The 11,995-nt window shown below is 40.0% G+C and carries 7 protein-coding genes; 4 read left to right on the top strand and 3 right to left on the bottom strand.

Annotated features, from left to right (window positions below):
- Positions 1-3 precede the first annotated feature (3 nt).
- On the top strand, positions 4-1,530 hold the full coding sequence (gene arfA, locus HED61_RS15165; RefSeq protein ID WP_219645129.1) for an arabinosylfuranosidase ArfA: 1,527 nt from the start codon (positions 4-6) through the stop codon (positions 1,528-1,530).
- Between the two features lie 60 nt (positions 1,531-1,590).
- Positions 1,591-3,711 (top strand): glycoside hydrolase family 95 protein, encoded by a 2,121-nt coding sequence (locus tag HED61_RS15160; protein WP_219645130.1) that lies wholly within the window; start codon positions 1,591-1,593, stop codon positions 3,709-3,711.
- Positions 3,712-4,046: 335 nt separating this feature from the next.
- On the opposite strand, the gene HED61_RS15155 is transcribed toward HED61_RS15160, so the two are convergent.
- The gene (locus tag HED61_RS15155) at positions 4,047-6,659 is read right to left on the bottom strand and encodes an HAD-IC family P-type ATPase (RefSeq protein WP_219645131.1); all 2,613 of its coding nucleotides are present in this window, start codon (positions 6,657-6,659) and stop codon (positions 4,047-4,049) included.
- Positions 6,660-6,904: 245 nt separating this feature from the next.
- Here HED61_RS15155 and HED61_RS15150 point away from each other — a divergent pair, with 245 nt between their 5' ends.
- Positions 6,905-7,552 carry an HAD family hydrolase gene (locus HED61_RS15150; RefSeq protein ID WP_219645132.1) on the top strand — a complete coding sequence of 216 codons (648 nt, stop codon included), beginning with the start codon at positions 6,905-6,907 and terminating at the stop codon, positions 7,550-7,552.
- A 344-nt stretch (positions 7,553-7,896) separates the two neighbouring features.
- Positions 7,897-9,234, top strand: a complete 1,338-nt coding sequence (locus HED61_RS15145; RefSeq protein WP_155853110.1) for an amino acid permease — start codon at positions 7,897-7,899, stop codon at positions 9,232-9,234.
- Positions 9,235-9,328: 94 nt separating this feature from the next.
- On the opposite strand, the gene HED61_RS15140 is transcribed toward HED61_RS15145, so the two are convergent.
- Both HED61_RS15140 and HED61_RS15135 read right to left on the bottom strand, forming a co-directional pair.
- Positions 9,329-9,688: a hypothetical protein gene (locus HED61_RS15140; protein ID WP_081131963.1), complete on the bottom strand. Its 360-nt coding sequence runs from the start codon at positions 9,686-9,688 to the stop codon at positions 9,329-9,331.
- A 640-nt stretch (positions 9,689-10,328) separates the two neighbouring features.
- Positions 10,329-11,849: a helix-turn-helix domain-containing protein gene (locus HED61_RS15135; protein WP_081131962.1), complete on the bottom strand. Its 1,521-nt coding sequence runs from the start codon at positions 11,847-11,849 to the stop codon at positions 10,329-10,331.
- Positions 11,850-11,995: the final 146 nt, after the last annotated feature.

Raw genomic sequence — 11,995 nt, 5'->3', positions numbered from 1 at the left:
CAAGTGAAGGCTAGGGCACGTATTTCACAAACACAACAAATTTCGAGAATCGATCGCCGAATTTATGGTTCATTTATTGAACACATGGGAAGAGCAGTCTATGAAGGTATTTATCAACCAGATCATGAAACGAGTGACGAAAATGGCTTTCGGCAAGATGTTTTAAAACTTGTCAAAGAATTGGCAGTACCAATTGTTCGCTATCCTGGAGGAAATTTTTTGTCTGGCTATCGTTGGGAGGACGGCATTGGGCCAAGAGAAAAGCGACCTAAACGACTCGACTTAGCGTGGCAAAGTATTGAAACGAATGAAGTAGGTTTACATGAGTATATGCGTTGGGCTAAAGAATGCGATACTGAAGTGAATATGGCCGTTAATTTGGGAACGCGGGGTATCGATGCAGCGCGTCATCTAGTTGAGTATTGCAATTTTGAAGGAGGCACCTATTGGTCTGATCTTCGAAAGCAAAATGGAGACGAAAAACCCTTCGCAATTAAAACTTGGTGCTTAGGCAATGAGATGGATGGAGATTGGCAAATTGGGCATAAGACAGCAGAAGAATATGGTCGTTTAGCAGAAGAAACTGCCAAAGCGATGAAATGGGTAGATGATTCAATTGAACTAGTGGTGTGCGGCAGTTCCAACAGCTCTCGCCCGACATTCGTGGATTGGGAATTAACGGTACTTGAGCACACATACGAATATGTCGATTACTTATCACTGCATCAATATTATGACAATAAAACTGACAACCTTGCTGAATTTTTGGCCAAGTCAGAAGATATGGACCGTTTTATCAAGTCAGTAATCGCCATTTGCGACACGATGAAAGCAAAAAAACGAAGTGACAAGACCATGATGTTGTCCTTTGATGAATGGAATGTCTGGTACCATTCCAATGAAGAAACCGCGGCGCAAAAGCCATGGACGGTAGCACCTCACATTTTGGAAGACATCTACAATTTTGAAGATGCTTTACTTGTTGGCAGCATGCTCATTACATTATTAAAGAATTCTGACCGAGTGAAGATTGCTTGTCTAGCGCAATTGGTGAACGTGATCGCACCGATTATGACTGAGAAAAATGGGACAGCTTGGAAGCAGACCATCTTCTATCCGTATCAACAAGCTTCATTGTATGGACAAGGCAAAGCATTAACTACAACAGTTGATGTAGTAACTTATGATACCAACAAAATCAAGAATGTACCCTATCTTGACAGTATTGCTATTTTAAACGAAGAAAAAGATGAACTAGTTATTTTCTCTGTTAACAAGCATAGTTGTGAAGAAATTACATTCACGGTTGACTCTGATTTGAGATTGGCGTGTGTCATTGAGGCTACTGAAATGGCTGATTACGATACAAAAGCAGTTAATGGACCAAATCAAGAGTTAGTTGTCCCTTGTGATTCGAAGGAGCGGGTAGTGATTGATGGAGGAAGCGTTACAATCTGCACAAAGCCGCTTTCTTGGAATATGACTAGAATTAGGTTGAGCGAAAGAGATCACAAGACTATGACTGATTAATCAAGGAACAATACTTTTTCAAGAACAGCCATAGGACTTTTTATGATGGAGGTCCTCAAAATGAATTTTTTCTTTACAAACCCAGCGCAGGAATGGGAGGAAACGTTGCCTATTGGGAATGGTAGTCTAGGGGGAATGATCTTTGGAAGTTTTCCTGAAAAAATTGGCTTGAATGACGAATCACTTTGGTCGGGATACGAATATGACAAAAATCGACCAGAAGCTGCGAATTATTTATCAGAAATCCAACAAGCTATTTTGGAAGGCCGTTATCTAGAAGCGGGGCAACAAGTGGAAGAGTCTTTTTTAGGGAATTACACCGAGAGCTACTTGCCTTTGGGAAATCTGATTATTACACAACCAGACCAACAAGGAGCGATTGATCAGTATCGCCGTTGTCTTGATTTAAGCAGAAGTAAAGTAGAAATAACATACCAAGGAACGAGAGGTGTCTATCAGCGCGAGTATTTTGCTAGTTATCCTGACCAAGCCTTGTGGGGAAGATTTATTGCTCCGGAAGCTGAATCCATTAGTATTGCTTATGAGTCACAGTTACACTCAAAAGTTGTTTACCATGCTAATGAAAGCTGTGTTGAAATACAGGTTCAATGTCCGGAACATGTCAATCCAAACTATATAAGCAATGAATGGGATTTTGTACAAGGGACTCGCGGGGAAACACATATTTATGAATTAATCATTGAGCAAACGGATGGAAATATTGTTTTTAACAACGATCGACTTATCATTGAAAATGCCCGAAACGTATCATTTCTTTTTAGAAGAAAAGGGGCAGGAAAAGTTCCAAGCTTTGTAGAAGCTAAAAAGCGTCACAGGAAAGACTATCAAGAACTGTTCAATCGAGTAGAGATGGATTTGGGCGACCAAGTCCAGTTGCCGCTGAATGAACGTATTGCAAGGGTAAAAGAAGGGCAGTTAGATCCTGGTCTAATCGCTTTATATTTTCAATATGGACGCTACTTATTGATCAGTTCTTCTCGTCCTGGGAGTTTGCCGAGTAATTTACAAGGGATCTGGAGTTGGCAGCTGCGAGCGCCTTGGTCATGTAATTTCACAACAAATATCAATTTAGAGATGAATTACTGGTTAGCGGATACTTGTAATTTACACGAATGCTTTGTACCTTATAGTAACTTTATTGAACAACTCTCTAGCGCAGGAGAAAAGACCGCCTTCCTTCATTATGGTGTAGCAGGATCTGTGTGTCATCATAATACAGATCGCTGGTTTACAACCAATCCAGTGGGGACTCCTTATCGATCTCAGACTGGTAGAGGAGATGCTTCTTGGGCGATGTGGCAAATGGGCGGGGCTTGGCTAGCCAGTGATTTATACCGGCACTATGAGTACACGGGAGATAGGACATACCTGAAAGAGGTGGTCTATCCAGTATTGCGAAAGTCTGTTACGTTCTTAGTCAATACATTAATAGAAAGTGACGGAATATATCACAGCTGTCCCTCGACGTCACCAGAGAACCTGTTTTTCGATGCTGCTGGCAACAAATGTTCATTGCAGCTATCAACTGCAATGGATATCTGCTTGATCAATGAAAATTTTGATTTCTTCCGGTTAACTTGTGAATCACTAAATATCCATGATGATTTGTTGGATAGAATGAAGCGAATCCAACCCTATTTAGCAACTGTAAAAATTGGGTCAAAAGGTCAAATTTTAGAATGGCAAGAAGAATTTGAAGAAGTGGAACCTGGACATCGCCACGTTTCCCATCTTTATGGCGCATACCCTGGTGAACTTTATAGAACAGAGGAGCTTTTAAATGCAGTGAGAAAGTCAATTTCTCTGCGATTAAAAAATGGTGGCGGACATACCGGATGGAGTAATGCTTGGTTAATCAATTTATTTGCTATCCTAGGAGATTCACAGCAAGCCTATCAACATATTCAGCATGCCATTTTAGAAGCTTCGTATAGTAATCTTTGGAGCAAACATCCTCCATTCCAGATTGACGGTAACTTTGGCGTGGCTGCTGGGATCGCCAATCTGTTTATCCAAGATCGCAACGGACATGTTAAATGGTTGCCGTCCTTACCAGCCGAATTGAAAGATGGTTTTGTCAAAGGGCTGAAAATCAAAGGGAATCAGACCGTTGAGATGCAGTGGAAAAACGGTGAGCTGATCAGAAAAAATATTTATTAAAAGCTTTGCAACAAGAGTTTGTAACAAAATAAAGAAGACGGGACTGTGCCATAAGTCTCCTACAAGTAACGCTATCCGAACATTAATTATTATTGCTCCTGCGGTGCAGGGACTCCTCGTCGCAAAAGTCAGAGGAATCAAGCCTAGCAACAGACTATTATTCGGTTTAACTTGTTGGATGATGACTTATGGCACAGTCCCACTTTTTACTCATCCTTCGAACGTAATCGTTGTTTCTTCCCTAAATGTCTAAATACTATTGAACTAGTGATACGTTCAATAGTATCAAGACTAGTAAAAGGCGCATTTATCTGAGGAAAGTTTGCTATTGCTTATTATTCGAATGAATTGAACTGTTCAGAAAAACTTTCATTCAGAATCACACGTGTAATGTGCTTTTCCGACTCTACTAATAGAAATAGTAGTAAAGCAGGAAGAATGCTTATCAGCATATTGTTCAAGCTTAATGAAGTTGTTTGGACGATTCTCTGCAGCGGCGGGAAATAAACCATCGCTAATTGTAATAGAGCCATCACTGACAACGAATAGATCAGGGCTTTATTTTGCTTGATTTTATTAGTGAAGGCATAGCTAGTGATCTCACGACAATTGAGCATGTAAAATGCTTGACCAAAAACGATCGCATTGATGAGGACGGTCTGTCTTGTCGCTTCATCACTAAATAAATTCATGGTAAGGAAGCCAAAAAAGGTCAATAGGATACCCACATATAGGATTCGAAACAACGTATATTTGGAAATGATTTTCTCATTCATGTCTCGAGGTGCACGGTTCATGATCATTTTGTGCGCGGGTTCAAAGCCTAGCGCATAAGAAAGCGTGATGGATGCGACAAGATTAAGCCAGAGAATTTGAACGGTGGTCAATGGCAAAGGCATGTTTCCCAGCATGGAGACGATCAGTAATAGACCTTGCGCCAAACAAGTTGGTAAATAGAAGAGGATCGTCTTTTTTAGATTGTCAAAAATTCTGCGACCTTCTCTAATAGCTTTGGCAATCGTCGCAAAATTATCATCGATCAGAATCATGTCTGCCGCTTGTTTGCTTACGTCGCTCCCTTTGATCCCCATAGCAATGCCGACATCGGCTTTTCTAAGTGCGAGTGCATCATTTACGCCATCGCCCGTCATCCCTACAATCTCACCTTGTTCTTGCAGGAAAGTCACGATTTGAAGTTTGTGTTCTGGTGTAGTCCGGGCAAAAATATTGGTGTTTTTCACAACGGTTTGCCATTCTTCTGCTGACAAACGATCCAATTCAGTACCAGTAATTGCTCGATCAGCATGATTGATTCCTAGTTGCTGGGCGATCGCTTTGGCTGTTGTAGGGTGGTCTCCGGTAATCATTACTACTCTGACACCCGCTTTTTTACAGTCTGCGACAGCCTCGATCGCGGATTCTTTCGGCGGATCAATAATACCTGCTAATCCGGTCATAACTAGATCATTTATTTCGTCATGGGTTAATAGGGTATCGTTTGCTACATCTTTGTAGGCAAAAGCGATCACTCGCTGACCTTCAGAAGCAAAAGATGAGTTGACTTGTTCCCACTGCAGGCGATCAAATTTTTGCTTAGTTCCATCGATATGAGCTGCGGAAACTTTGGTCATAATGACATCCGGTGCGCCTTTGACAAAAATACGTTTCTTGCCATTTATTCTATGACTTGTAGCCATATATTTGTATTTTGAATCAAAGGGCAACGTCTCTACACTTTCTATTCGTTGGGCACCGATCCGATTCGTCCACTTTAACAAGGCTAACTCTGTGGCATTTCCTGTAACTGGACAATGAACATCCTCAAAGCTTTGCGTTTCTTGACAATTTTGCATGATCTCTGCGAGCAGTTCATTCTCCGGGTAATCTTCCTGGTTTGTCTTCAACACATCAGTTACCTGATTGTTTGTAAACAAAGTAGTTAACGTCATGTCGTTTTTTGTTAAAGTACCAGTCTTATCCGAACAAATCACTGTCATTGATCCAAGGGTTTCTACCGTAGGCAATCCTTTCACGATCGCATTTTGCTGAGACATATTTTTTACCCCAGAAGATAGAATAATCGTCAAGATTGATGGCAATCCTTCTGGGATAGAGGAAACGATCAGCGCAATGATCGCAGAGACGATATACATCATGCTCATCCCGTAAACGAAATAACTGATCAGTCCAAGTAAAAGAATGAATAGTCCAATACCTTTAAAGATTGAATGATTCATTTCATTGACCTTTTTCAATAAAGGCGTTTCTTTGACTTCGATCGATGAAAGAGATTGGTTGATTTTGCCAATCTCAGTCTCGGAACCAATTGCGACGACGATGCCTTTCCCTGTACCTGATTGGACTTGCGTTCCAGAGTAAGCCATATTGGTTCGATCGGCTAAAGCTGTCTGCTCATCTAAGCGAGTGACGGTCTTCACGACTGCATCAGGCTCCCCTGTCAAAATCGACTCATCGATCTTCAATTCATTGACTGATTCGATTCGCAGATCAGCAGGGATAATATCACCTGGTGCCAAATAGACACGGTCGCCAGGAACTAGCTCTTCTGCATCAATAGACAGTCTTCCCTCTATCGATTCGATAGTTGCTTTTGAACTGAGAAGCTTTGTGATGCTTGATAGCGATTCGTCAGCTTTTCGTTCTTGATAATAACCAATCATGGCATTGAGGATAACGACTAATAAAACGATTGCTCCTTCAACAAAACTACCTGTAATAAATTTCAAAACAGCAGCACCGATCAAGACATACATCAGAGCATCATGGAAATAAGAAAAGAATTTTTTCCATTCTGGTGTTTTTTCTGATTCAGTAAGTAAGTTTTTTCCATGCTTTGCCTGATAACTTGTACGCGTTTCCGAAGTGATAAGTTCGGTACTGGTTTCTGATTGTACTGCGTCGATTTCTAAATTATGCCAATGTTTCATTTTTTTCCCTCCATATTCTTTACACCCTTAGCATAAAGGTTAGAGTCGTTCTAAGGTCAACAGTTATTTTTGACTTTTTGAAAAAAGAGTCCATTTCCTCTTTTTTTAGAAGATATGAGCGATACGTAGAATTAGGATCTGCTTGTGATCAATAGCTTCTGACGAGGAAAAAATCAATGATTGTTTTCTATCAAAGAATAGGATACGATGAATAAAACTTTTTGATCATGAAGGGGGAGGATGGAATGAGAACTAAGGGATTGATTTTTGACTTTGATGGGACACTAGGTGACTCTAGAGAATGTGGGATATTGGCGACGCAAAAAGCATTTAGTGACATAGGTCTAATGATTCCTGATGAGAAAACAATCGATTACTACATGGGGATTCCTATTGAAAAATCATTTCTAGAGATGGCGAACAGGCAGTTATCCGAAGAGAAATTAATGGAACTTCTCACTATTTTTCGAAGCCATTATCAATTTTTTGAAGAAAAGTCGCTTAAGGTGTTCGATGGCATCCCTGAATTACTGGCAATTCTTAAAGAGCAAGGCATCAAATGTTTTGTGGTTTCCAGTAAGAAAACCGATATATTGAATCGAAATCTGAAGGGATTAGGCATTGCTGCTTTTTTTGCAGAGACGATCGGATCGGATAAAGTGACGCATTATAAGCCGCATCCTGAAGGGATAACCATAATTTTGAAAAATCATGGGTTGCAAAAAGATGAGGTGAGGATGATTGGTGATGCGACCTTTGATATCGAGATGGGGCAGGCAGCCGGTGTAGGCACTGTTGCCGTTGCTTGGGGAAGCCATACGAAAGAAGCCTTATTAGCTGTTAGGCCGGACTTTTTCATTGAGCATCCACTGGATTTGATTGAAACGCTGTAAAGCTGCTTTGGCTAATTTGGCCAAAAAGCCAGCTACTTTCCAGCCGTTGAAACACGTTTTTCTGCTTTTATTGAAGTGGAAAAACGTGTTTTGTTTGTTAACGGATTGTCACCCTTTTGATAGAATAAGAACGTTTCTTTGAAGGAACTGAAAAAGATTAAAATATGATAGAATTTTCAGAAAAAATAGATTATTTTTTCAATTTTTAGTTGCAATAGGTTATTTAACTGTGTATGATCTGGGCAAGGAGCTTAGCTCCGTTATTTTTTTGAAACCAGTTATAAGAAATGATGATTTTTTTGATTGATTTCATTTATGCCTATCGGAGAAACAAGGAGGATCTTATGAACGAAGAAAATCAATTAAAAAGACAAATGAAAACTCGCCACATTACTATGTTGGCTCTTGGCGGAGCAATTGGCGCTGGCCTCTTCAAAGGAAGCGGAGAAGCGATCGACTTGGCCGGTCCTTCGGTATTACTCGCCTTTATTTTTTGTGGTCTTATTTTATTTATGGTGATGACAGGACTTGGAAAGCTGGTTCTAGAAGATCAAAAGCAACATGGTCTTTCTGGGTTGGTCCAACCTTATCTGGGGGTGCATACGGCTGATTTTATCGATTGGCTTTACTGGTCGATGTGGATGATCAATATCATTGCCGAAGCGGTAGCAGCTGCCAGCTTTTTGCAGCTTTGGTTTCCCAATATTCCGGCGTGGGTCTTTGTTTTGATTTTGGCCCTTTTAACAACAGCCATTAATCTTTTCTCTGTACGTTTGTTTGCAGAAACAGAATACTGGCTCTCTTGGGCAAAAATCAGTGTAGTGATTGCGTTGATCATTATTGGCATCTATTTAGTCGGCACACAACTACTTGACATTGGCTTCTTGCCGACTTTTAGTCAAATCACTGACCATGGTGGTTTTGCCCCTCATGGGATTCAAGGATTTATCAACTCATTGCTAGTAGTTATTTATTCCTATGGTGGCTCAGAATTGGTGGCAATCACGATCAGTGAAGCAGAAAATCCAAAAAAAGCGATTCCTAAAGCGATCAGAGGGGTCATGACCCGTATCACAGCTTTTTATATTATTCCGCTGTTTCTATTACTGATCATCTACCCGTGGAATCAGTTAGCGGATCCGAATGTGAGTCCATTCGTGATGGTCTTTCAAAAGATCCATTTGCCTTTCGCGTCGGACATCGTGAATTTGGTAATCATTCTGGCTTTATTTTCTTCGATCAATTCAGGAATCTATGCGTCTTCGCGAATCCTGTATTTCCGACTGAGCAACAATGGCAATGCTAAGCATAAATTTATTGCTTTAAATAAAAATAGTGTCCCGCAACGAGCAATCATGTTTTGTAGTGGAACGTTATACTTAGGTGTTGTGCTTTCCTATTTTTTAGGAGACAAATTGTTTGGCTATTTAGCTGGATCTCTTTCCTACACTGTTCTTTTGATCTGGCTATTGATCAGTCTGGCCGCTTTTGTCTTAGCCATTAAGCAAAAGAATCTTTTTCGTAAAGGTTATTTAAGTTTGGCGATTGTTTCTCTCGTCTTGCTGTTTCTGGGGATTTTGATCACAAATTCGGTTGCCGTCACTGGTTTTACAGCGGTGTTATATGCAATCATTTTTTTCAGCTTTTATCGTCAACATAATCGGAAAGAAAGCAATCTTTGAAATAATAAATGAAGCAACGAGCAATCAATCGTAGTTATCGTTTGATGGAAAGACGAAAAAACTGCTACCTCTGTTTTTGAGAGGCAGCAGTTTTTTATTTAGCTGACTTGACAACGAGCAAACCAACTTGTTCACTACTGCGAAGATTTTTGTTATATTCTCTAAAGCCATCGCGGACGATAACTGAATAATCCGCCTTCAGTTCGATGACCGCTTTTAGCACTTTGATAAGGGCATGATCGTAGATATTTCCATTGATCACGACCTTTGCGTCCCTCTCCGAAATTTGGTCTTTTAGTTTATGACATAACTGATCAGGAGATCTTAATAATTCATGGATTGTGATGAAGTAGATGATTTCGTTAGGGGAGTGGCCTAAAAAAATATCTTTTTCCACGGTTTGCTTTGTGGATTGCTGCATTTGTTGTTTTAAATAATCATCGATTCTGGACACTCATCTGTTCTCCTTACATATAGAAATAATAAAAACGAGGGTAGCGCGTTACTGAATTTCATCAGGTTTGAATAGTTGGGAGGAGTGGCAATCATCTGTTGATTCAGGCAAAAAATGTGCGTTATCATTTTGCCTTTTCATTGACTGGCTCTATCCAAAACATTGAAGCAGTCAACAAATGGCCAAACCAACTAACTCAACAATCAACTTTCAATTATAGAAACATTTCTTAGTATCAACCTCCTTATTCTTTCTTTGTTGCTAAGTGTCACTAATAATAAGAATCGGTTGATTCTTCAAAAGATTAATCAGAGAAGTATTTATGAGAATGAAAACAGGTTGAGAGCCGATTTTTCGAAGGTGTGAAGCTATTCAGAGAAGCACTGCTTGAAAAGAAATTGTAGTGAAAAAAATACTTTGACTGTATATTATCTATCAAGACCATCCGAATACTAGTAAAAAAACAATCTGTCAGCCAATTTGGAATAGTGACAGATTGCTTATACGATTGTTTGTCAGTATCAGATAAGAGGTTATCGTCTTCCTGTAACAATCACCAACTGGAACTAACGAATGCGGTAGCAAGAAGGGGGGAGCAGGATATCCTATTTTTCTCAATGACTAACTGCATGCTTAAGTTTCAATGGTGCGGACGATTTTGCTGGGTCAGCTCCTCGAGGGCTTGATGGATCGCCAACAAATCAGGTAGTGTGATCTGGGCATTGATCAGTAATACAGGGACTTTTTCAAAAGTTTCAGTCAACGGTGTGGTACTTAAGCAAAGATCATATGCCTCTTGGTCAAAGTGTTCGCGAATATCAATATTATAAAAGCCTTGGAAAGGCATTTTGATCAGTTTTTTTATTGTCAGTGAAACGGCTAAAGGTAAATCCGTTTCGAGTTTGATTCTGATTTGTTTCTGAAACGCAGCGGGTGATATCACTTGCGTCCAAGCCGTTGCGACATGCAATGCAAGTCCTTTGCGATTGAGTGGTTCATCATGATACAAGCTTGTCTGTTCTAAAAGTTTTTCTGACTGCATCCGCAATTCTGGGAAATGTTCTGCGAGAAATTGGACGGTGTCATAGCCTGCCAACGTATGATCGGTTTTTCCAAAAAGCGCAATGGAGAGAATGCCATTTAAAATGGTGTTCAACATCAGATTTTTCTGAGAGGATGGGAATGTTTTTCTCTCATGATGTGATGCCATTGAAGCAATCACTTCTTGAATGGCAGTAGGGGGCTTCTCCGCCTCATTCGACGAAAAATAAGTCTCTAGCTGAGATTCCTTAAATGTACGGTCAAGATTGGATTGCAGCCAAAGAAAACAAAAACGGCGTTCGTTTTCTGGTAGAAAGAAGTGTTCGGATAATTCTTCTGCTAAGTGATTGAATATGGGCGTATTCTGATCAGTCAGTTGTTGAAACAATTGCAAGTCTTCATCTGCGAGAAAAGGTGCCATCTCCAATGAATCCGTAGGGATCGACTGCCCTTTGCGAAAACGTAAAATAGTGACGGCTAGAATATACGTCGTCATTCTTAATTCGATTTTATTGAAAGGAATCTGGTTATTTTGATAGAAGTCTTGAGCGATCGTTTCACATTTTTTTTGTGAGAGTCCCTTGAACGGCCAATGCAACCCAGAGAATGTCCGCCAAAAGAAGGCGACCATAAAATATCTGATACGTGCTTCGTCGCCAATTAATCGAACCATGCCTTTTTGTTTTCGCAAAGAAAAGCCAATAGGAGTCAATGCGTTTTCTAATTCATAAATTCTTTTACGAACAGTCGATTCAGAGAAAAAATTGTTAGCAGCAAATTGGATCAAATTGATTTCATTTTGCAGCAGCAGGGTTTTAAGTAGTTGAAAAAAAGGATTGGATGCTAAAAGCTGACTCGTCAATCGTTTATAGTCTGTTTTGGTGCCGCTGAATTTATACCCGGATCCGTGTTTGGCAATTAGAATCTCGTTTTTTTCTGCTTGATTGTTTGCCAGCTGTTTGGTCAATGAGTCAAAGCTCTTTTGAACAGAACGACGATCGAGACCTAATGTTTGACTGATTTCTTCTATAGGGACAAAGCGTTTTTGCAAATACAAAAAGCGCAGTAACTCAACGTCTTTTTTGAGGCCACTCCCAAAAAATGTATGGAATCGTTCCATCGATTTGCCTCCGATCTAGTAATTTTTTGTATCAATTTTCTTTTATCATAGCACAAAAAAGGATATTTTTTTGTGTTTGAAATTTGCATTTTTTTGCCTCTTTTGTTAGCCGAAACAAACTACAATTTGGATTGGCAAATTTCGTT

The sequence above is a fragment of the Enterococcus gallinarum genome, assembly GCF_021496385.1.
GTDB classification, from domain to species: Bacteria; Bacillota; Bacilli; order Lactobacillales; family Enterococcaceae; genus Enterococcus_D; species Enterococcus_D gallinarum.
The sequence above is the reverse complement of the archived record's forward strand: the minus strand, read 5'-3'. Positions and strand labels throughout refer to the sequence as shown.